This window comes from Rhizobium sp. 05L429 (assembly GCF_056397645.1).
This window is the reverse complement of sequence record NZ_JBFTNV010000007.1, coordinates 226,447-249,987: the sequence shown is the minus strand read 5'-3', so window position 1 is coordinate 249,987 and position 23,541 is coordinate 226,447. Positions and strand designations below refer to the sequence as shown.

Genomic DNA, 23,541 nt, shown 5'->3' with positions numbered 1-23,541 from the left:
GCCAGAATGAGGGCGGCAGCGCTGTAGTCACAGGGAACGCGTTCCATACTCATTGGACGACCTCCGTTCTGGTCACGAATGATGCGCTGCAGAGAGGTCTTTTCATTGATTTGAGGGCGATGAAACCCGACATATTATTCACCCGGTCTTCAGTGCGAGGAGCAATAAGATGAACGCTCAAGATCGAAATCAACCGGTTCCCGGCCTGTGGGTTAGCCCCGTCCACGTTAGGATAGGGTTCGGCATACCCGAGACGATTAATAATCCCGTGGAAGGTTTGGATTATCTTTTGAACAGATGGCCGGCCGAGCGCGGTTTCCAATACGAGAAAGCAAAAGCCGCTTGCACCAGCGCGATACAGCGATGCGGGTCCACTCTGGAGGAAGCAAGGGAAGCCTTTGCGATCGCGGCAGAACGAGATGGATCTCTGGAGGAGGCAAGAGACGCCTTTGTCGCCGCCGCGATGGAGGCGCATATCTTGGACTAAGGTCATCGCGACACCCCCACATGCGGAACGGGTGATGGGTTGGCAAGCGCCCTCCTCCCAATGCCTTCCTCTGTCGCGGTTGCTTTGAATCTGATGCTTTCCATGGCCAGATCTCAAACCTTGGCCAGATCGATGGTGATGTTCTGGAATTTCTCCTCGATCGAGCCGCGTTTGTAGAAGCGGACATATTCCTTGGAGCTTGTAATCAGCATCGCGTCGCGGATCGCTCGCATGGCCTCCTGCCAGCGTGGATCATTAATATCGAGCCGCAGCAGCATGAAGATTTCGGATCGGTTAACCTGACCCTCCCGTTCCGTATTGAACGCCTTGGTGATGACGGCCCGAATTTCGGGCCGACTGTCGGCGGACCATTCCATCAGGCATTCATCGAGGAGCTTCTTGGCGATCTGGAGCTGTGGGCCGAAATCAACGAAATCCGATATCGCCACCTGGACCTTCAACAATCCGTCGAAACTGAAGTACGTGCGGTTGCCTTTGGCACCGCCAATCTTCGCGCCATACTCCTGCGCCAGGAGCGCATCGAATTCCCCCAGGTCCCTCATAGTGTGAGAACGGAAGCGCGAGACCTGGGCCGACAACTCCTCGGCAAAGGCAATGATTTTGCGCACGACTTCGTCTTCAAGCTTGTGCTCGGGCTTCACGTTCTCCACGGGCACGAGACTGCCCTTGGCGTCGCTCATGTATTCTTTGCCCTTGACGACGGTGACGCCGACAGCGGCCTCGTCGTCGGACTTCCGTTCGTTGGTGATGCTGTCCATTTCGTAGATCCTTAATTGATGTTTCGATTTGCCGTGGAATGGCGCCGCTATGCGCGGCCACCGGTCGTGGGTGGGCCGCCTGGAAAGGCGACGACGTTCGGGCCGACTAACGCCGGGCCGCGCTTGTGGCCGGCGAAAAGGCGCTCCCGCCGTTCAAGCGAAGCCTTTTCCTCCTCGATCTCCTCGGCGAGCGAGATCGCTGTATTCAGGCGGCGGATAAGGTTGCCGACATCCTCGCTGGTGAAAAATCGGCCGCCATGAACGCATGGCTTCAGCTCGTCGCGGATTTCTACGAGGCAGGTGGATGGAAGTACGCAGCTCATGATTTCCTCCCGAAATCCGGTCTGATGACGTTTCCGTCGCTGTTTAGAATGAAGGTGGCAGCGGCCTCGGCGGCGAGCTGCTCGACAACCTCGCGGCCGGTCTTGCCGGCTTCGCAAAGTCGGTAGATCTGCACTTCGCGTTCGAGGCTCTGAGCGAGCTTAGCGAGGATCTTGAGATGCTTGCGAAACGCGACGACGTCGGCGTCCCTGGAGCGGTCAGGAGAGACCAGTCCGTCGAAATGCCTCCGCGCAGTGGCAATCTCAGTGCTCAGGATCAGGGCGGCGCTCATCCCAAATCCTCCACGTCACGGTTCTTCCAGGCATCCTGGATATCCTTGACGGTGACCGAACGATCATCGGCGATCGCGATCATGCTGGCGAGCTTCATCGTCTTGTCGATCTGCCCGAGCGCGCCACCCTTCATACCGATCCCGGTGAGCAGCTTGACGCTGTCCAGGTCGGTGACATCCCAAGCCCGGATATATGCAGCGACGTCCTCGGCATACGGCTTCTGCCGCTTCAGATGCTTGCCGATGCGACGTTTCAACTGCGCGTAGGACTTTCCCGCCGTCTGCTTGGCAAAACGAGAATAGACCTCTTCGTTGCCGACCAGGGCGATGCCGCATTGGTAGATATCGGAGAAGTGCCGGAGCTGATTGATCGCGTCGTCGACGAGGTTCTGCGCTTCGTCGATGATGAGGAGCGATCCGCCTCCGATGCGCTGCAGCCTTGCGCCAATCGCGCGGGTGAGCTTGGCCGGATTGTTCTCGTGAACTTCCAGCTCCGCTGCCAATTCGACGAGCATCCCGTGAACCGTCCGCGTATGCGGGCTGACGGTCGCATGGAAGACATGCGGATGCGTGGCGCGATAGTGCCGGCAGGTGGCGGTCTTGCCGAAACCGGCGCCGACCGTGATCATCACGAGATCGGCGGTCATTTGCGCCCACTGGAGCGTCTGGGCAATTTCGGCCGCGATGCGTGTTTTCACAAACGCGGGCGATGTTGGAATGGCAGGCATGCCAGCGGCTTCCACCACCGCATCCACCCACTGGCGCATCTGCCGGTTCATGTTTTCGAGCCGGCCGAGGTAGGTTCCCGAGAACCACTGACTGAAGGTGCCCTCCTTCATGGCACTGCGGCGCGTAACTTCCGCCTTGCTCCACGAGTTGGCGATTGCCAGCTCCGCGACCTGCACGCGGATCGCGCGCCAGTCGTCGATGTCATCGACGTGCTTGGAAAGAAAGTCGATCGAGGGCTCGGGCTGTTCCCAGCCTGTCATCCTACTTGTGTCGACGTGTTTATTCATACTAAGGTTCCTTTGTGTCGCCCTTTGAGGGCTGATTTGGCGGGCGGGGTTGAACCCCGCCCTATTTTTTTGTCGGAACCGGACGCACTACATTTCGGCTCTGCTATTCCAGTCGGACGCACTACTTTCCCGACCGATCCCCCTTCGGGAATTGGATGACCGCGTGCTCGCCCGACACTCGGGATAAGGCGCGGGAAAAACTGTCTTCGAAGGCACCGTCATCACTGGCCGGCTGCTGTTTCAGCGCCAGATTGCCAGTCGAGAGGCGGGTGATTTTCGGGCGAATGGGCTCTTCAGGCTGCGGCGTTGCGGGCTCGCCTTTGGTCAGAAGATCAGCAAGCTGCGAAGCGGTTAGCGCTGCGATCGCGGCCTTCTCAGCGGCGACTGCCTTCTGGTAATCACGGCGCTTGCGTGCGTGCTGGCGAGCCGCATCCTGATCGTCGAAGCCGGCGTCGGCGATACATGGCGCTTCGCAAATCAAAATGTTCTTCAGGTCGTAGACGCGGATCGAACCGTGCAGGTTGTCAGGATCGAACCGGATCGTCACCTTCTGCCCGGCGTACTGGTTCAGCTCACGGCTCCAGTAACGGTTGCCATGATAGTGGATCTCCCCACTGCCCTTCTGTGCCCGGATTGCCTCCGAGGCGAGCAGCCAGAGTGCTCGCTGCGCGGCCGTCGGCCACCGCACGATAGCACCGCCGTCGATGCTCGCCTGGAACGTCTCGTCAAAGCTGCGGCCTTTGCAGGTCTGAGACTTCCGGCCGATGCGCGCGTTGTGTTCGGCGATCTCACGACCAACGTGCGCGCGGAACCCATCAAGAGGCACGGCGCGACTGCCGTAGTTTTCGGGCTTCGCATCCGGCTTGTTGCCGGTATAAGCGCCGGCGCAATATGGGTGCTTGGCGATGTTCTCAGCCAGATCGCCCCACGCGCGCTCGATCGGCTTCGACTGGCCGGAATACGGATTTGTCCAGCGCGGCTCGATGCCGAGGGTGACGAGCAGACCTTCCGGATCCTCCTCGCGAACCTTGAAACGATAGCGGGTAGCGGCGCCGCCTGAGATCCATTTCGAGGCAAAGGATCGGCCGTTGTCGAGGTAAATGCGGTCAGGGATGCCGTAGCGCTCGACCATATCGCCGATGACGAGGCGCACTGTTTCCTTGTTTTCGCTATCGGAGATCCGCCATGCGACGATCTTTCCGGAGTAGAGATCCTGGATGCCGAGCAGGAACACGCGAACCGGCTGTTCCGACCATGGCACCGAAACGAAAACGTCCAGCTTGTGGCCATCCATGTTGACCATTTGCATGGCCTGCAGGTGCGACCGCGTGCGCCGCTGCGCAGGATAAAGACCCTTTGCCTTTTCCTTGCCCTTGCGCGCGGTCTGCTGAACCGCTGCAGACACTTCCGCGTCGAGGCGACGGCGAAGGGACCGCTCATGCGGTATCGGGGACCATCCCTGCTTCTCGGCGACCTTGATCATGCGGCGATAGCAGGTGGAGAACTTCGGCGCCTCGGCGCGGAGATAATCCGACGTCAGATATTCCCACGCTTTCGGATGGCACTCCGAGCGGCTCCGCTCATTGGTGTAATTCGGTGCCAGCGCGGCAAGCCAGTCCTGACGGTCGACGCTCTCGACCGCACGGCGCCACTCGTAGAGCGCCGACTTTTCGACACCACCTTTGTTACAGGCCATGAGGACGGCAGCCTTGGCAGACATGCCCGCGCGCTCAAGCTCATCGGCCATTTGAAGCGTTCTCAAACGGGTTTCACACACCGCTTTCTGATGCGATGGCAACGCGTCGTATCGCCGCCAGAGAGCCTTCTTTTCTTGTGCCTTCAGATCCTTATCGTCGTTCGCTGGAGCCGAATGAACGATCAGCAAACGCGTTTGCGCCACCTGCGGCAGAAGTGAAACGTGATATTCCCATACGGGCTTCGTCTTGCCCTTCACCCGCCGAGCGGTGGCCTCGTTCCCACGCCACTTCGCGCGGGCAAGGTTGTCGAGGCTCTTCTCCGTGCGCGGAAGGTCCGGCAGGTTGGCCGCGATCAGCTCGGCTATGGTGTAGAACTGCTTCACGCTTAACGTCCGCGTCGCTTGATGTTGATGGGAGTGGATCGGAGTGCCTTCAGCTCCTGGGCGAGCGCTCGCTGCTCCTGTTGAAGCCGGGCGATCTCGGCCAGTCGGGCTTCGTCGCCCTCAAGCATGATCAGCTCGTCCTCGGAGACGATCAGATCCCAAAGCCAGAGAGCGCCTGTCGCGCGCACGAAAGCCTTGAAACGGACAAGGCTGATGTCGTGGGAGACCTTGCTCTCGGCCGTGTAGGCGTCGAGCGTCGTCTTCGAGAGGTTTGGCAGGCCGAGATATTGAGCCATGCGAGCCGCGACGACTTCGCGGCTGTGCGGGCATTCCCTGATCGCCTGCGCCATCGCCCTTTTTAGCTTTGCGCGAAACCGTTCGATGTCGATGGTGACCGCAGCTTGACGAACGGGAAAAAGCGGCTGCAGGAAGAAGTCCAACTGCGCGGGATGCTTACTCATCACCGGCCTCGCTGCGGATTTCCGCCATCAACGCGTCGGGCTCATCGCCGAGGCCGACATGGCTCAGGAACTGGTTGCGCGTCTCCTCGCTGGCGTCTTCCCAGGCTGTGACGAGGCGAGACAGGAGCGTCGCCTGTTCGATCTGTGCCTTCGAGAGCTTCGGTGCAGGCTCGACCAGTGCGAGCGCCTTTTTCAGGTCCGGCTCGGCTCGAAAGGCGATCGCTGCCTGTCGCTGCTTCTGCGGCTCCATCTTGGCGATCTTCAAAAGGGCAGATTGATTGTCGGCGACCGGAGTACCGCGAACTGCCGCGCGAAGATCGGGATGGACGTTCTGTGCAATCTTGTTCAGATACTCGACTGCGCGCCGGGAGATCCCCATGCGATCGGCGACATGCTTGGAAAAGCTTCCAGCTTCCGCCTCATCTGAAAGTAATTGCGCAAGGTTTGCGCGATTTCCGGGGCGGCCGGCTTCGACCTTCCCGTACTTGCCTTCCCAAACGTCACGATAGGTTTGCACGAAGACGGCGCGATCCAGCACCGATAGCTCATTGCGAAAGAGATTTTCCGTGATTTCGATGAGCTGGGCTTCGGCCTTGTCGCTCTCGACGATCATCGCGTCGATTTCGGCCACTTCATTGATCTGCTCTGCCCGGATGCGATGGGCGCCGGCGACAAGAGTATATTTGCCGCCCTTGGCATTGGGCGTGCTGCGAACGGTGATGGGGTTGATCAAGCCATGCTCGACGATGCTCTGAGCAATCGCGATCGCATGCTCTTCTTCGACGGCGCGCAGCCGCTCTGGAATGACGATGTCTGAAATCAGGACGCGTTTGAACTCGGCCATTATGCGACTTCTTCTTCTGCTGTGATTTGGAGGTTGATGAGCGTGCGGGCGCGCAGCGCCATCGCCTTGTAGTGAGCGGCGAAACGCAAACTGCCGAGGCGAGCATCGACCGTGCGGAGCGCTCGGTTGATCGCTTCCCGAGAACGGTTCTCGGCCTCAACAACGCGCCGCTTCGGCCACTTCAATTCGGTGACCATCAGGTGCATCACGACTTGGCGCGCGAGGGCCGCATCGAACCAGTCGTGCGGCGGGTCGACGATTTCGCCAACCGCAAGATGCGGAAAGCCCTCGCGGACTGCTGCAAAGCAGGCGTGAAGGTGCGCGTCATAGAGCGCGTTCTGGTCGAATACGTTCAGGCTCATGGCATTACACTCGCGACGAGGGCCGCTGCCGCGGCGACAATGCCCGCGACTGTGACGCCGAAAATCAGGACCAGATTTGCGAGCTCGCAAACCGGGGAACGTGAGGGAATGAAGGGATTGCGCATGTCTAAGCCGCCGGGCCGTTTTGGCGTTGTGCCATGGTGGCCGGACGCTCATAGTTCTCGCGGGGTTGAGGGGATTTCCGCAGACCGGAGGCGTGGTAACGCGACCGCCACAGCAAATGTGGCCTTGTACCGAGAGCTGCAGCGATCGCCCTCTCCCCAGCCGTATTCGGTTCCCGGAGTGTCGTTCCCGCCGTTCCACGCGGGAGCTGATACGTGCGATCGATATCGAGAAGAGAAAGGCCGGCGGTAAAAAGCCGACCTTTGATCGCTGTCATCTCAGCAATCTTGTCGATCGCCTTTCGGGTCTTCTTGTCCGCCTGCTGGGGCCGGTGCATAGTGGATCCTCGATTTGATGAGGGAGGCCCTGGCCGGCCTCCCTTTTCATGGGTGATTTGGTCCGTATTTATGGATCGATGTAATTCCATATATGGAGTTTCGTCAATCCTTTTTTGGAATATCGCATGGAAGATTTGGATGATGATCAGGCGATCCGTGATCGGCTTTCGGCCGCGATCGCGAAGACAGGCGCGAAGCAAGTCGCCGATCGCACAGGCATCCCCCTGGGAACACTTAATAAATATCTTGCGAAATCCTCCGGCGCGTCGTTTGCAAACGCCGTCAAGATTGCTGAGGCAACAGGAACCGATCTCAGTTTACTCGCGGGCGCGCGTTCCACATTTGGAATAATTGCCGTCGAGATGGAGGGTTTATCTACGACCCGCCATGATATTGTTCGGTTGCCGCGGTTCGACGCACGAGCTTCTGCGGGCCGTGGGCTGGTGCCAGTCAATGAAATGCCGATCGGAGAGGTAGCGTTTGGTCGCGACTTTCTTCGCAACCTTGGTGCAAATCCCGAATATTGCTACATCTTGGAAGCTCGTGGCGACTCAATGTGGCCGACCATCCCTGACGGGGCGTTGCTCATCGCGGACGCCTCAAAAACTGAGGTCGATGACGGTCGTATCTATCATTTCAACGTGATGGATCGCGCCCTAGTTAAACGAGCGCGCTGGTCTTTGGATGGCAAGCTTTTCCTAACCTCGGACAACGTGGCAGCGGGATACCCCCCCGAAGAGTTTACTGCCGACCGTATTGATGAATTGCGCGTCGGCGGTCGGATTATGTTCACAGGGCACGCGCCCATGCCCGTTCGATGATCCACCGGCTGTCCACAGGCGGAGCGCCCACGGAACTGGCTCCGCGTCAGGCGATATAGCAACTTTTATCCACACCCTCGACAGAGCTGTGCAGATACCGAATTGACTTTGCAACCTATGAGAACAAAATAAGAACGTCGGTTTTGAAAACGAAAGGATTTGCCGGTGTCATTGTGTGAGAAGTTTATCGTAATGCCATTTAAGAAAGTACGCGGAAACATTGCTCCTGGCGAAATGCGTCAAGCCTCTAACTCCGCAGCTGCGGAACGCCTTGCCGGCACGATGGCCGAGAGGTTCGTTGGTGTGGCTGCTTATGCTGTGATGGTGGACATGGAGAGCGGTGATATGAGCAGCCCGCGTGTCCTGTGCCAATACGGTGAAATCGCCGAAATTGCGGCGTGATATGTCTGCAAAGAGGATGCGGCGCAAAAGCGCCCATCCATCAAACCGGCCTACCGACGGTTATGCGACGCCACACGTTTGATCGTCGCCGAGGTTGCCGTCGGCTCCGACAAGACTACCAAATGCCAGCGATTGCTGTTGCATCCACCGTACCCCAAGCTTTCTTTGAAACGGGGAAGAAAGCAGAAATTGGCCAGGCGCCGGTTTCGTCTGCCATCGCTCGATCGAAGTCATCACTTCCCATGCGATTTGACGCACTGCCGAATACGGGAGGCTTTTCGTCACGTCAGGAACATTGATTAAGTCCTCACTGGGGTCTCCAGTGTTCCAGAGGGCACCAATCCCCAATGTATCCACGCAGAGATCTTGAAAGTCACCATCAAGCTCAGGATCGACGTGTGCGCCGTTTTCTTGATCCGCAATTATCATGACCAAGTTTGCTCTGCTAAAAGATCGCCCACTCGACGCCTCGACAACACCGGTCGTCCACCAACCTTCGAACGGTTGTGCTACAACACAGCTCGCGCTAAACGGATCGCCGGGATAGAAGTATGGTTCCGAGAGCGGAGCTCGAAATTCCCCAACTCCATTGCTATTTGGCCGCACATCAGAAAGGCTCAAGACAGTCGATTTCATCGCGACCCGCCCCTGCTCCTTTGCCATCTTATCAATTACTTCCCGCCACCGGCTTGGGTAGAGTGCCGAGTCGACAAACATCATTTTATCTTTGATGCCCAACTGTCCGAGAAGTGATTTTGAAGAGCCTCGATCGTAAAGCAGTTTTCGCATTTCGAGCGCCAACCGAATGGCTTCATCTTCGTCGCCGGCATCAAACAAATCGCAAGATCGATGCATAAACTTAAGAATACGCTCAAACTGCTTCTCAAGATCGCCATCCGGCCTCGGACGTCGATTCGCCTTGCTTCCAATCTCAATCTCGCTCATCGGCCCCACCCAGCATGGATTTGAGTATATAGAAGCCAAAGCCAAACGAGTCGGCAAGCCGGAGCTTAACTACTAGGTCTCATGTGTAGCCAGCGAATACACTGAAATTCAGCTTACTGCCCGAAAGCTGTTCCAACGCAGTAATCTTCTCAGCTGAGCTTTGACCTATCCACTCCTTCGCAATCCACAGCGACACTGGAAGCTTCCGACTCAATGAAAAACGTGTAGCTTGTCGCCGGATACAACGCCGGGGACATAGCATGACTGAAATCACAGAGAAGTTGGCCGCGCTATTGGGTGCCAATGCCGGGGCGCCGTTCCTATTCGTTGGTTCGGGATTCTCCCGTCGTTACATCGGCCTGGAGCAATGGGACGAACTTCTCGGACGCTTCTGTGATGGCATCAAACCTTTCGGGTTCTATGCGTCCCAAACCAACTCGGAACTCCCGGCCGCCGCCGCCCTAATGGCCGAAGACTTCAATCCAGTTTGGTGGCAACATGAGAAGTATGCGGTGTCTCGCGAGAAGTTCGCTCAGGCGATATCAACAAACTCAAGCGCACTGAAGCACGAGATCGCTACTTATCTCACCGCGAAGGTGCATGAGACAATTGCGTCCGACGGGCTTTCTAAAGAACTCGATTTGCTGCCGAGCTTGAACGTAGATGGCATCATCACCACCAACTGGGACCTTTTTCTTGAAGAGTTGTTCCCTGATTACAAGGTGTTCATAGGTCAGGAGGAACTTCTGTTCTCGAACCCGCAGTCAGTCGCTGAAATATATAAAATACATGGGTGTGCGAGTCAGCCCAACAGTCTCGTGCTGACGCAGCATGACTATGACGACTTCAATTCGAAGAATGCCTATTTGGCGGCCAAGCTGATTACGATCTTCATTGAGCATCCAGTTATCTTCATCGGCTACTCGCTGGCAGACCGAAATATTCAAACGATCATCTCCTCTATTGTGAACTGCCTGGCGCAGGAAAAGCTGGACCAATTTGGCAAGAACTTGATTTTTCTTCAGCGGCCAAAATCAGAGGAGGCGGCGAGCTTCCTCCCTTCCATGATGTCCATCGGCGAAACGAACCTGAGCATAACTGTCATCAAGACCAATGATTTCTCTGAGGTCTACAGCGCCATTGATGCGACCAAACGAAAAATCCCGGCGCGTATTCTCCGGTATTGCAAGGAACAGATGTATGACCTTGTAAAGTCCAGCGACCCCAGTACCAAGCTGGCGGTTGTTGACATAGACCAGATCGAGGGCAAGGACGATGTAGAGTTTGTGGTCGGCGTTGGTATCGCCGAGGTCCAAAACAAAATCACCAAGCGCGGGTATACCGCCGTTGCCTTGGACGATGTCTTCCTTGACGTCCTGGAAGACCAGTCCGAGCTAGACGCAGACGAGTTGCTGACCGCTGTTTATCCAACCGTCTTCAAAAGAGCGAACAAATATGTCCCCGCTTATCGATACCTACGCGGCGCTGGTATCAACGATTTGGCCGCACTCAGGGCATCGAAACACCTGTCGATAGAACAGTTGCTCAGGAAGTCCCTTGGCGGAAACCACAGCGGTTACCAAACCCATTATGACAAGCTGTATCGCGGCAAGACGACTCAAGAAATCATCGATGCCGTGACACCGCAGAAGGCAGCGATTCTGATTACTTTTCAGGAGGACGCTGAAGTAGATATCGCCTCTTTGTCCGAGTTCCTCAAGGCGCACCGAGAAAAGCTGAAGTCGTCAAGCTCGCCGTACTCCAGCTACTTTCGCAAACTGGTTTGCCTATATGATCGCCTGAGATACGGATTCCCGCTTTAGCGTTATCGGTCTCGTTTCATGGATAAGGGAGGAATGTGGAAATTCGCAATCCCTAAACAGCCGGCCATCCGCCTGATTTCTTTAACTAAATGAGGATTTAGAGAAATTTCCACGCTGAAGTGGAAATCTTTTTTGGTAGTAAAGGCCGAAAGCGCGCACGGGCGCGGGTGCGCTTTACGTCTCGGACGACTTCAAAAGCATCGTTTTGCAGGCTTTGAAGGGTACTTGAAGGCGGTTCGAGATTTTCTCGAAGGCTTTTCGAGGCAAACATCTAACTCGGACCGCATTCTCGATATGCTGGATTTTCTTTAGTTCGGACTGTCAGAGATTGCTCACGCGGTTCCCCCCCCGCTCCAGTTAAGACATTGATTTTTGGCGTCCTACCGGGGGTTCCCGGATAATCCCAGAGATTCCCATATTTTCCGGATACTGGTGTCAGACAACATTGGTTCCGGAATTTCCGACTTCCTGTCGGTGCAGCCGGCCGCGCTGTAGCTCGCTGTGCGTTTTATTTTGGTCAACGGTTTACAATGGTGTTTCTTTGACCACAGCGCTTCAACTTCGCAGGATACGAACGCCAGCCTCACGGGCAGCCCACACGAAAGCATTTCGAGCGGTATGGGCACCGACAGACAATTCGACTGCTTTCATCGATCTTATGAGCGCGATTTGGAATTTCTTCCCTGAGCTAACTGGCTACTTATTGCTTACGAGCATTGCGGTGAGATCCTGAACTGTCTCAACATGGAGAGAGCCGCCTACGCTATCGATCTGCACGTCCAGCGATTTAATAAAAACTGGGAACACCTCGCCCTTCCTTACCAAAGCCAAGCGTTGATGTGGCCAACATCATTCGATCGTTAGCCACATCTGGCTGCCATCAAATACCGCGCGGGACCCCGTTCACTAGGAGTGGTTAACGCCGAACATCGGAGTTAACCACGGCCATTGCTGGCGGGGCGGTATCAGGCCGTTCGTCTGAAACCAATGTCGTCACCGATAACCGTTGTTGGCCCGATCGGCAGCGGCTCTGGGTTGGCGATATTGAGTTTTACGAACCCAATCTTGTCTTTCCAAACCTTTCTCAAAAAGTCTTCGAAGGCTTGAATAGTTAACTGCTCGCCCGGGCAGCGGCGATACCCAAAACCGAACGGTGCAAAACCTGCATAGTCGCAGACGGGCAGTTCTTTCCCATCCGCAACTCCAAAAACCGTTCCGAAGCCGCTGTTGTGTAATGAGGCTTTGCGACCGTCTTTAACGTCGAACGACGTCAAGTCGAATGGACACTTGGTGAAGCCAATCTGTTTCGCCTTGGCCTCGTCAATATCCGAACTTGTCGGGGCATTCGCATATCTTGATGGATCGAATTTCTCCGGGTTAGTCCAATGCAGTGGATCAAAACTCGTCGAGGTGTGCGGGCTGATGATGTAGCCGTGACGCTCAAACTGCGGCGTTACAGTTTCTCCGAGTGCAGAAATACTGCCGCCATTCGGTGAAATCACTCGAAACAGCTCCATGACGAATGCTTCAAGAGGGGAAAAGGGAGCACCGCTTGCGTTATCAGGATCGCCTTCCATTGTCTGCTTGAAGGAGGCCTTGATCATTGGGTCTCCCACGCCGTCCGCCAGCCTTTGCATGATATTGTAGATCGTGTTGCCCCATTGACTGAATGCTACGAAGTTGTGGAAGCATTCAAAGACGACGTCCTTGTGGTTAAAATACGGGCTGTCTTCGCCGTTCCTTATCCAATAATAAGCGAACGTTTTGTCTGGGTCTTTCGTCTTTCCGGATGCTATATCGTCGAGATTTCCGTCGATCCATGACTTCAGAAAGTCGAGGTTTGACCGCACGGTCATGTAGTTTTCGTATACGATGCGTTGCGTAGGATCGCGAAAGGCAAGAACCGTATTGAAACTTTCGCCAATCTGACGAACACGCTCCGGTATCTCGTCATGTGACACGCCTAAGTGCAGGTCCCAATACAAGTCCCAAAATGAATCCAGGTATTTCCGCATCAGCGGCTGTCCGGCGTTGGAATCAGACATTAACGTGTCGAAAAACCCCTTCACCTTATCTCCGTATTTTTCGCGGTAGAGATCCGGTGTAACCGCGGACATGTAAATACGCTTGCGACGATTGTCAGGGCCTCGCTTCTCCAGCCCTTGAAGGAAAACCGTCACGCCATCTTCAGGAGCGGGCCGCCACGTTTGGCTAAGAAGACCCCATAGATCATTAGGCAGAGCGTTCTCCTTGGTGAGGGCGAGATCAATCATAGGAAGAAACGACCGCTCACCCTCAAACACGCTCACCAAAAAATGCGGAATGATCACGTTCTCGATATAGGCGGGTTCAAAATCCTTCATGAATTGCGCGCGCAAGCGGGCGGCAGTCGCTGCCAAATCGCCAGGCGCTGGTGGATCATTAAGAGGGGGGTCGTAATGTGCCAGAACTGGCTGCGCAGATAGTGCAGCCATTGATGTAGCACTGCCAGTGAGAAAGGTTCTACGCTTCATCGCTCTTCTCCTGCTGGAGGCGGTCGCCATGGGGTAGATTTTCTAGATATGACGATCGTCTAGTCACGACGACAAGCGTTGGCGGTGACGGCGTCTTTTGGGACACGTCTAGCTTCGGGGCCGCACGGCCAACACGCGAAATTGGCGAGATCCCACGAACTTTGTTGGGAAGCACTCGCGCAGATGTTGTATATCATGCGGACAATACGGACAAGGGACAATTGCAACCCAAGGAGCTGGCGCTACCGGTTGGTGTGCCGGAGAGAACCGCCTCTACCTCGCTAGATGTCCTCAGGCGTGCCATCGTCACCGAGCAGGAACTTGCCAAGCAGAGGATTCGTTAGGGGCTTTGGGAGCCCCTGCGCGCTTGATCAGCCCGATGATTCAGTCGCCTGCCTTTCGACGTGAATTGTGCTATCCATCAATGGATAACGTTGCTCTGGAGGAGACCATTTAATGATCGCGCGGCAGGATTTGACGAGTGACGAATGGAAATGGCTGGTGCGGCTCTGCCAGCACGAAGCGGACTCAATCCCGAAACAGATTGAAACGCGGTTTGTCGAACTTGGTCTTTCGAAAACGGGTAGTCTTACCGAAGATGCGCGAAGCTTGGTCCAACGCGAGTTGCTGGCTGAGCGACGAAACAGACTGCAAGGCCTTCATTGACAGATCAGCTTCGATGCAATGTAGCTCTCGGTAACCAGTTCATAACAATATCCCTGTTCCAAGCTGCGGTTTGCTACGGAGCCGCAAGTGGCCTCGCACGCGCCGCTCTCCAAACAGATTCGCCATTTATTGTCGATCGCACATATTCATGATAGCTTAACCACGCTTTCGCGCTTGTGAAGCCAGGGATGGCAAGACGGGGGTGCGCGATGAATATTTTTTGGATCGGCTTGTTCTGTTTAGGCTTGGGGGCTTCCGCCGCTTCGGCAGGCCCTCTTCATGACGCTGCGCGTGAGGGAAATGTCGATCGCGTCAAACAGCTTGCAGATCAGGGGGCAAACCTCTCCGAGCCGGATGATACCGGCGAGCCGGCGCTGCTGATTGCCGCCTTGTCGGGCAAGACTGATGTCGTCACCCTTCTGCTGGACCGGGGCTGCGATATCGAAATCCGCAACAAGGGCGGGCTGACGGCCCTGCATGCAGCAGCCTATGGCGGTCACCTCGATATCGTGGAATTGCTGGTGGCCAAAGGCGCCTCCGTCAACGACGACAAGAACTTCTACAGCATGACGCCCCTGCATGCGGCGGCCGAAGAAGGCCACGCCGAGGTCATCGCTTTCCTGCTCGCACAGAAGGCGAAGATCGAGCCGAAGGAAAGAAACGGCTACACGCCGGTGACGCAGGCCGGATGGCGGTCACACTGGGATTCCGTCACTCTATTGTTGAAAGCGGGCGCAGCCTGTCAGGGAGCCGACCTCACCGGTCAGTGGCTCTATGACGAATGCACGAAGCGAAAATAACCGTGCGCGCCTGAAAACGGGAGCTTTGAAATGTCTCACTGGAATGGATTCATGAAGGCTGCTGCGATAGGCGGCCTTGCCGTCCTGCTCTTTGCAAGGGCCGCTCCGGCAGAGGACTTCGTCAATACGGGCTATTTCGGGGATGTGGCGATCAAGGGCTATGATCCGGTCGCCTATTTCACGGATGATAAAGCCGTGGAAGGATCGCCGCAATATTCTCATCACTGGCTGGGTGCGACCTGGTATTTCGCCAGTGCAGAACATCGTGACATGTTCGCTAAGGACCCGGGCAAATATGCCCCGCAATATGGCGGTTACTGCGCCGATGGCGTGTCCTTCGGAACGGTGACCACCAACATCGATCCGAACGCCTGGCGGATCATCGAAGGCAAGCTTTATATCAGCTACGATCCGGGTGCCGCCGACGGGCTGGTGAAGAACCCCACCAAGGTGGTCGATTCCCAGAAACATTGGTCGCAGGTGCAGAATATCCTGATATCGGAGAAGGCGCAGAAAGACTGGCAGCATCCGTCCGCTCAATAGGCAATTGATTGCCGGCCTTCAAACAAACTCGCCATCGCCATCAGCGGGCGATGGAAAAGAATTTCAGAGCCTGCGGCGTGACATGCACATATGTCGCACCGGGCTCGTCGGGAGCGCGGTTGCGATAAACGCTGCCGCAAACCATCCGGTCCAGGAAATAGCCTGAGAACTTCTCACAGAGCCAGTCGCCCTGAATTTCGACCGTGCCCGTTATGTTCGTATTGGCGCTGCGATAAGCGGTGTTGCCGGCCTTGTCGAAGAACTGCACGAACTGCGTGCCGTTGCGGTGTTTGCCGCTCCAAGTCTTGTCGCTGATGAGATCCTGCAACTGATCGCCGGTGACCTGATCGCCTTTCTCGCCCTGAAATCCGAAAGGCCAATCAGGAATTCCGGCCTTCTGCAGCCGGCTCAGATGCTTGTTCAAATCGTCCTTGCGCCAGTAGTCGTAGAGATAGCTGTAATAGGTCAGATTGCTTTCGGGAAAGAGCTCCAGCAGCCTCGTCTTCTCCTGCAGGCTGCGTTTCTTATCGCCGTCATCGATATAGGCTGCCGTCAGGAATTCGCGTGCGGCCTCCGCATTGGGCAAGGCGTTGCGGGCTGCCTCCATCAGCGAGATCGCCCGGTCTTCGTCTCCGACGATGTAGAAAACGATACCCGCCAACAACTGGAAGCCGGGCGATGGCGACGGATCGAAGCGCAGCGCCTTTTCCATTTCGCTGATCGCCTGACCATGATTGCCGATATGAGCGAGCACGAGGGCCAGATTGCCATAGGCTTCGGCGTCGCTCGGCTGCGCCTGCACGGCACGGTTCGCCGATATCAGTGCCTCCGTCTGGCGGCCATCGACCAGTTGCAGGAGTGCCAGCACGGTATGCGCTCGCGCATTGTTTGGATCGATCTTCAATGCCTGCCCTGCCGCATCATAGGCGATTTTGCGGGCGACGGCTGCCGACCAGAGGATATTGTAGTCGTTGCGCCAGACATCGACGGCGATCCGGGCAATCCCCGCATGGGCATCGGCAAAATTCGGATCGAGGTCGATTGCCTTCTGATAATAGGATAGTGCCTCGCGATAGGTCGCGACGTCCCCGTAGGTGAGACCCGCCTGCTCGGCGCGCATGTAATAATCATAGGCCTCGAGATTCTCCGTCGGGATCTGCGCCAGTTGCGTGCGTTCACCATCGCTGAGCCTGATGGCAAGAGCCGCGATGATCTTGCTGATGACATCATCCTGCACCGCGAAGAGGTCGACATATTCGCGGTCGTAACGCTCGGCCCAGAGGGAAAGCCCGGTCAGCGCATCGATCAGTTTGACATTGATGCGCAGTCGTGCGCCGGCGCGCTGCAACGTCCCCTCAAGCACATAGTGAACACCGAGTTCGGCCGCCACATCCTGTATTTTGCCGCTGTTGTCGCGCACCGCGAAGACGGAATGGCGCGCGATGACGAAGAGGCCGGAGACTTTCGAGAGTTCCGTAATCAGATCGTCGGTCAGGCCTTCGGCAAGATGATCGTGCTCCACGTCGCCGCTGACATTGATGAACGGCAGCACCGCAACGGAGGGCTTGTCCGGTAAAGGATAGGCAAAGCGCTCGGTAAGCGATGGGGCCTCAAACAGCGCCCACGGCTGCCACCACAGCGCCGCTCCCGCCAGAATGAGAAGGACGGCAGCAGCTGATATCACCGCGACGCGCCAACGGCCAAGATATCGGCGAGCGTTGGCGGCTCTGTTGGGTGCCGCTGGACCGAGCACGACACGATAGACCCGCACCGGCTCGGCGATGTTTTTGACCCTTTGCTCGCCGAGCGAGACAAAACCAACGTCAAGCTTCGATTTCACCTGGTCGTAGGCTGGGCCGGAGATCGCAATTCCGCCGGGTTCGGCGAGCGACTGCATGCGGTCAGCCAGGTTGACCCCATCGCCGTGAATATCGTCACCCTCGACGATGATGTCACCGAGATTGATACCGATGCGGAAATCCAGGCGATGATCGGTCGGGATCTCCGCATTGTGCTTTGCCTTCAGCTTCTGCACGTCCACTGCGCAGCGCATGGCATCGACGACGCTGTGAAATTCGACCAGCAGCCCGTCGCCCATGGTCTTGACCAGCCGTCCGCTATGCTCAGCTATCGAAGGCTCGACAATCTCTCTCAGGTTCGCCTGGAAACGAAGACGCGTCCCCTCCTCGTCGACCTGGCTTAAACGGCCATAGCCCACAACATCGGCAATCAGGATGGCTGCAAGGCGGCGCTCCATGTCAGTCTCTTCCCCCGAAAGGACGACAGCGGCATCTTACAGCACCGCTATGGCCGATACCATCGCGGCCGTCGATCGAACCTCGGACGCCATATGCAGACCGCGATCCCTTCCGTGTCATGTCACTGTCATATTCTGCATAGGTGGCATGCCAAAATGCTCATTGCTACGGCATGCTGCGCAAATTATATGCTGCCGGCTAACAAAAATAAGAAAAAGCGAGCTTGCTATGCACTTGATTTTCAAACGCCGCAAAAGCGGTCTTATAAGACGGATCGTCAATGGCTTCGATTCTGCCCAGCAGCGCTATCGTGATGCGCGCGAGGCAAGGAAGACTGCGATCCATCCTTCGTTTCTGGACGATTTCGGTATGTGACAACGCGGGCGCTCCAGCCTAGGAGCGCTCGGCAACCCTTTTGGACCGGGTTCCATCGCCCTTTCAGGCAGCCTTCTGATCACGAGATACCATGCCGGTGTCCTGCCTGATCTCTTCCTTCTTCAACATGATCCCGCAGGCAAACGCGGCGGCGGCGAACACGAAGAAGAACGATTCGCCGATTGCCAGCCGGTTGTTGGAGTTGGACAGGATCGTTCCAAGGAAGAATAGCGTCACCATGCTATAGGCCAGTAGTGCGCTGAGGCTGATCAGCCTGGCTCTCCATGCGGTAAAAACCCGGCTGTACATGCCTGTTGCCAATATGGCGAAAACGACAATGCCGAACAGCCCGTGGCGGACAAGCATCTCGAAGTAACCGTTATGGAGCAGCGTATAGGGCACGTCGGCATAGGTGGTCGAACTCCAGAGCGTCAGCCAGTGGTTGCCGGCGCCAAAGAAAGGCGCCTGAGCTATCACTTCCGAAGCATTCGCCCAGAGCTGCAGCCGTTCACTCATCGACTCCGGCGTATCTTTTGACGCGATCGCAGCAGCGACAGCATCCCATGCGCCATGCGCAGAGATTTCGGTCTCGATCCGTGCGGTGGCCTCATAGGTCGGGCCGGCAAACTTCCAGATGTCATCGCCGCCGACAAAAAGCGCTGCTGCAATGAGAGCGACGACGACCGCCCCTACCAAGGCGGCCCGGCGTCTGTTTGCGTAAAGGAGCAGCGAGGCCAGCATGAGCGGTCCGACGAGGACGAGGCTCAGCCAGACGCCTTTCGCCTTGGAGCCATAAATATTGAAAAGGCAGAGTGCGATGATGAGGGTCGCGACGGCAACAATCCAGCTGCCGGAACGGCGCGCGAGCTTGCCGGTCTCCCAGGCGTGCAACAGCCAATAGAAGGCGCCGATCATCAGGAAACCGCAGCCGATCGCGCCATGGATCAGGTTGTTATGGAAGAGCGGCGAAATACGCGCGTCGCCTTCAAGGATCAGCCGGTAATCGGTGGAGATCAACAGGGCAGCAAGTGCAGCCGGGAAATAGATGGCAAAGACCGTTTCGACCTGTTTGCGGCTGGAATAAAGCGCGATGCCCACCGCCGGAAAAAACAGCGGGAAGGCGTAGAGCCAGTCGGACGCCCCCTTTTCACCGTAAACGATCAGGCCGAAGAGAAAGCGCAGCAGTGCGTAAGCACCCCAGGCAAGGCAGGCGTTCGCCAGCCAGTCACTCTTCAGCAGATTAAAATTCGGCTTGAACCGGACAAAGGTCGTCCCGATCAGCAGCAGCGCCGCGTAGCGGTAGGTATCACTTTCCACAATGGGAGCCGAAATCAATAGCAGCCATAGGAGGACAAGGACGGGCTTGAGGCGGGAGGGCGTGGCAATCGGCTCTTCGCTCGCTACCATAGAGAATATTGTACCCTTCTAGCATAATCAGCGGCGCGAAGCAGATGCGTGACCGAGCGGCGTATTCCCTTGAATTTCTGCCGTCTGTAGTCGAGCTTCGTCGCGATCGCCGTCTCGTGGCTGTTTGGCCCTAGCTCTATCAGATTGTTCTTGACCGTAAAGGTATTAACCTCGGTCGACCAGCCGCGCTCTAATGCCACATCGAAGGAATAGACCATGATGGCCATGGTCCGCAGAAGCTTGCTTGCGCCGGATCGGGTGACCAGATAGCAGCCGGCCGAACCCTGCGGCCCGTGGACGCAGCGATCGATTGCATCGCCGAATTTCGTCGTCGCCTTCTGCATGAAGCCTTTGGACCGGTGGTTGAGCAACTTGACCAATTCCGCTTTCGGAACGGCGGCAAGCACAGCCTCTACACGTTCTATCAGATCGGCCTGCAGCTCGACGTCATCTTCCATGATGATCGCCGCATCATTGCCGCTGTCAAGAAACTCGGTGAGCGCCTTGACGTGGCTGCGATAGCACCCGTGCTCGCCTGGCAGATAGTTCCTGCTGTTGCGAAGAAGGAATTGCCGCTTGTTGATGTCAGCCTTGTCGTGTGGGTGGATCTGCGCCCCATCCACTCCGGATATCCTGACGACTTCGAGCGCCAGCGAATTGGCCTTCCGCGAAAGCCCTTCCCACCGGGTACTGGAACGGTTCAGATTGATGACATAAGCACCGATTTTCATGAAGGCGAAACTTCAGCATGAGATAGAAATGCGGTTCTTTATAAGTCGAGGCTTAACCGCGGGTAACAGGCCACACGCCGCTTTACCTACCATGCGTTGATTGCCACCTACACCCATTAGTCGAAAATACTTCTCACAATAAAGCAATTCTCATATCTGTTTCTGCCGTAATAGCTTCACAATCCGCAGACACAAAGCTCGCAGGGACGCAAACAGCCGAGGAACAAACATGGCGCCGAATTATACCAAGACTGCCCTTCTGACAGCCTTTCTGAGCCTGCCGCTCGCGGCATCCGCTCCGCTTCTGGCGCAGGAGAATCGGCCGCGCGAAGCGGTCATCAACGTATCCGCAGAAGGCGAATCGGCATTGGCTCCCGATATGGCCGTCGTCAATCTTGCCGTGGTCAAACAGGCAAAGACTGCTCGGGAAGCGCTCGACGAGAACAACAAGGCGATGAGCGAGGTGCTGGCAGCGCTGAAGAAGAGCGGCATTGCCGAGCGCGACCTGCAGACCTCGGGCTTTTCGATCCAGCCGCAATATAATTATCCGCAGCCGGTCGATAACCAGCCGCAGCCGCCGCAGTTGATCGGCTACCAGACCAGCAATTCGGTCACCGTTCGCGTCCGCGACCTGTCCAAACTGGGCGAGATCATCGACCAGTCTGTCACTCTCGGCATCAATCAGGGCGGCGATATCCAGTTCACCAACGACAAGCCTGAAGCGGCCTTGGAGGCAGCTCGCAAGAACGCTGTCGCCAACGCGATCAAGAAGGCGAAGACACTGAGCGAAGCCGCCGGCGTGAAAGTCGGTCGTGTCATCGAGATCAGCGAGAATGTCGTGCGCCCGATGCCACAACCGGTCTACCGCGCTGCGATGATGAAGGAAGCCTCCGATGCCGCTGCCGTTCCGGTCCAGGGCGGCGAGAACAGCTACAATGTGACCGTCAGCATGACTTTCGCGATCGAGCAGTAAAACCCCACAGGGCGCTTCGGCGCCCTGCCCCCGACGGAAAACCACTCAAAAGAAAACCGCCCTTGCTGTCTGCAAGGGCGGTTTTTTGTGCGGTGGACGATCGTCCGCTGGAGCGCCGTGGGGCCATTAGAACGGACTAAGGACGCTCTAACTCTTTGAATCGGTGCATCAGGGGTTCCGACATCGATCCCGATTTTCAGACCGATGCTGTGGTATCAGCGGCGCATGAGCGGGCAACCGCGAACGTTGCCGAAGGTCATCTGGTCGGGGCCGCGACGGCTCCAGCCCTGCACGACGATACGGCGAGGCGAGACATCGACGACGCGGGTGCGGCGCAGGCCGTAATCCTCGGCGATGTTTTCCGCCATGCGCGGATCGCAGCCGCCACGCGGCGGACGGCCGTAGCCTGGCGGACGCCCGTATCCCGGCGGTGGCGGTGGCGGGCGGCGCCAATCCGGCGGGGGCGGACGACGGTCCGGTTCGCCGATAATGATATTCACCTGTGCTGCAGCCGGCGCAACGGTGCCGGCCAGCGCAGCAGCGGAAAGAAGGGCAGCAAGCCCCGCTTTCGCCAGAAACTGCATCATGAAAAAGATCCTCGTGGTTGATAGCCGCGCGGGCAACTGCCGGAGCCTGTTTCGGAATCACTTACATACAGTTCCGAGAAAAGACGGTCGAAGGTGTCGCGGTCAAGGCAAAATGGGTCGAGCCTAAGTTTTCCGGGTCCAAGTCTTACCGGCCCCAAGTCTTCCTGGCTCTGGCCGAACGAATTAGCGATACATGAGCGGGCAGCCGCGCACATTGGCGAAGGTTATGCGGTCCCAGCCACGGCGATCGCGGCCGGCAACGACGACCCGGCGCGGCGTGATGTTGGAAATGCGTACGTCGCGCAGGCCGGAATAGCGGGCCTTGCGGATGGCCTCCATCGGCGAGCAGCCGCGAACCGGCGGGCGATGGTACTGCGCCTTGACGACGAGATCCGTCTGGGGCGCGGCGAAAGCAACGGAGCCGGCAAACGGGATGGAGCTCAGGGCGAGCAGTACGGCAAGCGAAGTCTTGGCAAGGAAATGCGACATCGGGTTGTCTCCTCGTGATGTGTCCTCGATCTCCCTTTTGGGATTGTCTCGAGACTAAACGCATGAAGCTGAATGCCGTTCGAACTGCCCATTCAGTCAGCGTTCACAAGGGTTAATGGCGTTAGAGCAACTCCAGCAAAAGTGTGCAGCGGGATTGCGTGATTAATTATGAGCTGAGATGCAGCACCACCTCGCGCCGATGCGACCGGTCGCGATGTTCGAAAAGATAGATGCCCTGCCAGGTGCCGAGCACCAGCCGGCTGTTGCCGACGGGAATACCGATCGAAACCTGCGTCAGTGCCGCCTTGATATGGGCGGGCATATCGTCTGGTCCCTCTGTCGTATGAACGACCCACCGCATCGACGGATCGGAAGATGGCGGCACGAGGCGGCGGAAGAAGCTGTTGAGGTCCGTCTTCACGTCGGGATCGGCATTTTCCTGGATGAGCAGCGAACAGGAGGTGTGGCGCACGAAGACCGTCAGCAGGCCCTCCAGCATACCGGAATGACGCACGAAGGCATTGGCCTGATCGGTGAATTCGTAGAGACCCTGGCCGCGGGTGGAAAGCGTAAGGATGGTCTGAGGCAAGGCGGTCTCCGTCGCAGATTGTCTCCGCGAGGTGGCGCGCCTTGCCTCTGAAGTCAATGGAGATGGGCCGAAACTAAAGCCGCAGCAACTCCTCGAAGCCGCCATAGATCATCCGCTTGCCGTCAAACGGCATTTTCCATTTGTCGCTGGAAAGGCGCGGATCGGCCATGACCTTGCTATTGATCTCGTCGCGATGCTGTCTGGATTTGTAGCGAATCCAGGAAAAGACGACCACCTCGTCATCCGCAGCCATGACAGCCCGTGGAAACGAGGTCAATTCGCCATAAGGCACGTCATTGCCGAGGCATTCGACATATTCGAGCGCGCCGTATTCCTTCCAGATCGATCCGGCGTGGGCAGAGAATTCCTTGTACGCATCGACATTCTCGCGGGGAACGGCGACGATGAAACCATCAACATAGGACATTGCACTTCTCCTCTTGCGTTAACGTCCGAAAGACGTGCGACGCCGGCCACATCCGACATTACCGCGTCAACTAATGCCTGCGGCCGATG

General features: G+C 57.0%; 26 protein-coding genes and 1 pseudogene. 8 read left to right on the top strand and 19 right to left on the bottom strand.

Features of this window, described 5'->3' with window-relative positions:
- Positions 1–169 precede the first annotated feature (169 nt).
- Positions 170–487, top strand: coding sequence for a DUF982 domain-containing protein (locus tag AC1DNW_RS10170; RefSeq protein WP_113509137.1), 318 nt, complete (start codon positions 170–172; stop codon positions 485–487).
- Positions 488–600: 113 nt separating this feature from the next.
- Here AC1DNW_RS10170 and AC1DNW_RS10165 read toward each other — a convergent pair whose 3' ends face one another.
- From AC1DNW_RS10165 to AC1DNW_RS10125, 9 genes are all read right to left on the bottom strand, one after another.
- Positions 601–1,266: a DUF3164 family protein gene (locus AC1DNW_RS10165; protein WP_477852552.1), complete on the bottom strand. Its 666-nt coding sequence runs from the start codon at positions 1,264–1,266 to the stop codon at positions 601–603.
- A 47-nt stretch (positions 1,267–1,313) separates the two neighbouring features.
- Positions 1,314–1,589 (bottom strand): hypothetical protein, encoded by a 276-nt coding sequence (locus AC1DNW_RS10160; RefSeq protein WP_477852551.1) that lies wholly within the window; start codon positions 1,587–1,589, stop codon positions 1,314–1,316.
- Entirely contained in the window at positions 1,586–1,879 is a 294-nt protein-coding gene (locus AC1DNW_RS10155; protein ID WP_477852550.1) for a hypothetical protein, read from the bottom strand. The genes AC1DNW_RS10160 and AC1DNW_RS10155 overlap by 4 nt, the downstream gene beginning before the upstream one ends.
- Entirely contained in the window at positions 1,876–2,895 is a 1,020-nt protein-coding gene (locus AC1DNW_RS10150; protein ID WP_477852549.1) for an AAA family ATPase, read from the bottom strand. The genes AC1DNW_RS10155 and AC1DNW_RS10150 overlap by 4 nt, the downstream gene beginning before the upstream one ends.
- A gap of 121 nt (positions 2,896–3,016) precedes the next feature.
- Entirely contained in the window at positions 3,017–4,975 is a 1,959-nt protein-coding gene (locus AC1DNW_RS10145; RefSeq protein ID WP_477852548.1) for a transposase domain-containing protein, read from the bottom strand.
- Between the two features lie 2 nt (positions 4,976–4,977).
- Positions 4,978–5,436 carry a hypothetical protein gene (locus tag AC1DNW_RS10140; RefSeq protein WP_477852546.1) on the bottom strand — a complete coding sequence of 153 codons (459 nt, stop codon included), beginning with the start codon at positions 5,434–5,436 and terminating at the stop codon, positions 4,978–4,980.
- Complete coding sequence (locus tag AC1DNW_RS10135; RefSeq protein ID WP_477852545.1) at positions 5,429–6,280, bottom strand: ParB N-terminal domain-containing protein; 852 nt, start codon at positions 6,278–6,280, stop codon at positions 5,429–5,431. The genes AC1DNW_RS10140 and AC1DNW_RS10135 overlap by 8 nt, the downstream gene beginning before the upstream one ends.
- On the bottom strand, positions 6,280–6,642 hold the full coding sequence (locus tag AC1DNW_RS10130) for a hypothetical protein (RefSeq protein ID WP_477852543.1): 363 nt from the start codon (positions 6,640–6,642) through the stop codon (positions 6,280–6,282). Before AC1DNW_RS10130 ends, AC1DNW_RS10135 begins: the two co-directional genes overlap by 1 nt.
- A 127-nt stretch (positions 6,643–6,769) precedes the next feature.
- The gene (locus AC1DNW_RS10125) at positions 6,770–7,042 is read right to left on the bottom strand and encodes a helix-turn-helix domain-containing protein (RefSeq protein WP_477852559.1); all 273 of its coding nucleotides are present in this window, start codon (positions 7,040–7,042) and stop codon (positions 6,770–6,772) included.
- Positions 7,043–7,228: 186 nt separating this feature from the next.
- On the opposite strand from AC1DNW_RS10125, the gene AC1DNW_RS10120 reads away from it, so the two are divergent.
- Entirely contained in the window at positions 7,229–7,924 is a 696-nt protein-coding gene (locus AC1DNW_RS10120; RefSeq protein ID WP_477852541.1) for a LexA family transcriptional regulator, read from the top strand.
- A gap of 165 nt (positions 7,925–8,089) precedes the next feature.
- Complete coding sequence (locus AC1DNW_RS10115) at positions 8,090–8,326, top strand: hypothetical protein (RefSeq protein ID WP_477852539.1); 237 nt, start codon at positions 8,090–8,092, stop codon at positions 8,324–8,326.
- Positions 8,327–8,386: 60 nt separating this feature from the next.
- On the opposite strand, the gene AC1DNW_RS10110 is transcribed toward AC1DNW_RS10115, so the two are convergent.
- Positions 8,387–9,271, bottom strand: coding sequence for a hypothetical protein (locus AC1DNW_RS10110; RefSeq protein WP_477852538.1), 885 nt, complete (start codon positions 9,269–9,271; stop codon positions 8,387–8,389).
- 260 nt (positions 9,272–9,531) lie between these two features.
- On the opposite strand from AC1DNW_RS10110, the gene AC1DNW_RS10105 reads away from it, so the two are divergent.
- The gene (locus AC1DNW_RS10105) at positions 9,532–11,094 is read left to right on the top strand and encodes an SIR2 family protein (protein WP_477852537.1); all 1,563 of its coding nucleotides are present in this window, start codon (positions 9,532–9,534) and stop codon (positions 11,092–11,094) included.
- A 555-nt stretch (positions 11,095–11,649) separates the two neighbouring features.
- Here AC1DNW_RS10105 and AC1DNW_RS10100 read toward each other — a convergent pair.
- Together AC1DNW_RS10100 and AC1DNW_RS10095 are read right to left on the bottom strand one after the other, a co-directional pair.
- Positions 11,650–11,778 (bottom strand): annotated as a pseudogene (locus tag AC1DNW_RS10100) (hypothetical protein); the annotation flags it as partial.
- Between the two features lie 281 nt (positions 11,779–12,059).
- Entirely contained in the window at positions 12,060–13,607 is a 1,548-nt protein-coding gene (locus tag AC1DNW_RS10095) for a cytochrome P450 family protein (protein ID WP_477852536.1), read from the bottom strand.
- A 456-nt stretch (positions 13,608–14,063) separates the two neighbouring features.
- Between AC1DNW_RS10095 and AC1DNW_RS10090 the strand changes: the two genes are divergently transcribed.
- The 3 genes from AC1DNW_RS10090 (at position 14,064) to AC1DNW_RS10080 (ending at position 15,616) form a co-directional block, all read left to right on the top strand.
- Positions 14,064–14,273: a hypothetical protein gene (locus AC1DNW_RS10090; protein ID WP_113300032.1), complete on the top strand. Its 210-nt coding sequence runs from the start codon at positions 14,064–14,066 to the stop codon at positions 14,271–14,273.
- 209 nt (positions 14,274–14,482) lie between these two features.
- Positions 14,483–15,073 (top strand): ankyrin repeat domain-containing protein, encoded by a 591-nt coding sequence (locus tag AC1DNW_RS10085; RefSeq protein WP_113311658.1) that lies wholly within the window; start codon positions 14,483–14,485, stop codon positions 15,071–15,073.
- Positions 15,074–15,124: 51 nt separating this feature from the next.
- Complete coding sequence (locus tag AC1DNW_RS10080; RefSeq protein ID WP_477852534.1) at positions 15,125–15,616, top strand: YHS domain-containing (seleno)protein; 492 nt, start codon at positions 15,125–15,127, stop codon at positions 15,614–15,616.
- Positions 15,617–15,656: 40 nt separating this feature from the next.
- On the opposite strand, the gene AC1DNW_RS10075 is transcribed toward AC1DNW_RS10080, so the two are convergent.
- From AC1DNW_RS10075 to AC1DNW_RS10065, 3 genes are all read right to left on the bottom strand, one after another.
- Entirely contained in the window at positions 15,657–17,873 is a 2,217-nt protein-coding gene (locus AC1DNW_RS10075) for an adenylate/guanylate cyclase domain-containing protein (protein ID WP_477852533.1), read from the bottom strand.
- 439 nt (positions 17,874–18,312) lie between these two features.
- Positions 18,313–19,656 (bottom strand): O-antigen ligase family protein, encoded by a 1,344-nt coding sequence (locus AC1DNW_RS10070; RefSeq protein ID WP_477852531.1) that lies wholly within the window; start codon positions 19,654–19,656, stop codon positions 18,313–18,315.
- Positions 19,650–20,387, bottom strand: a complete 738-nt coding sequence (locus AC1DNW_RS10065; RefSeq protein WP_113311780.1) for a glycosyltransferase family 25 protein — start codon at positions 20,385–20,387, stop codon at positions 19,650–19,652. Before AC1DNW_RS10065 ends, AC1DNW_RS10070 begins: the two co-directional genes overlap by 7 nt.
- A gap of 229 nt (positions 20,388–20,616) precedes the next feature.
- Here AC1DNW_RS10065 and AC1DNW_RS10060 point away from each other — a divergent pair, with 229 nt between their 5' ends.
- Positions 20,617–21,360, top strand: a complete 744-nt coding sequence (locus tag AC1DNW_RS10060) for an SIMPL domain-containing protein (protein WP_113311779.1) — start codon at positions 20,617–20,619, stop codon at positions 21,358–21,360.
- Positions 21,361–21,575: 215 nt separating this feature from the next.
- Here the strand turns inward: AC1DNW_RS10060 and AC1DNW_RS10055 are convergent, their stop codons facing one another.
- The 4 genes from AC1DNW_RS10055 to AC1DNW_RS10040 all read right to left on the bottom strand — a co-directional run bounded on the left by AC1DNW_RS10055 (position 21,576) and on the right by AC1DNW_RS10040 (position 23,452).
- Positions 21,576–21,947, bottom strand: a complete 372-nt coding sequence (locus AC1DNW_RS10055) for a hypothetical protein (protein WP_113300025.1) — start codon at positions 21,945–21,947, stop codon at positions 21,576–21,578.
- A gap of 183 nt (positions 21,948–22,130) precedes the next feature.
- Positions 22,131–22,436, bottom strand: coding sequence for a hypothetical protein (locus tag AC1DNW_RS10050; protein WP_113311778.1), 306 nt, complete (start codon positions 22,434–22,436; stop codon positions 22,131–22,133).
- A 166-nt stretch (positions 22,437–22,602) separates the two neighbouring features.
- Complete coding sequence (locus tag AC1DNW_RS10045) at positions 22,603–23,025, bottom strand: secondary thiamine-phosphate synthase enzyme YjbQ (protein ID WP_113311777.1); 423 nt, start codon at positions 23,023–23,025, stop codon at positions 22,603–22,605.
- A 73-nt stretch (positions 23,026–23,098) separates the two neighbouring features.
- A complete protein-coding gene (locus tag AC1DNW_RS10040) occupies positions 23,099–23,452 on the bottom strand; it encodes a DUF1428 family protein (protein ID WP_113300022.1) in 354 nt (117 codons plus the stop codon).
- Positions 23,453–23,541: the final 89 nt, after the last annotated feature.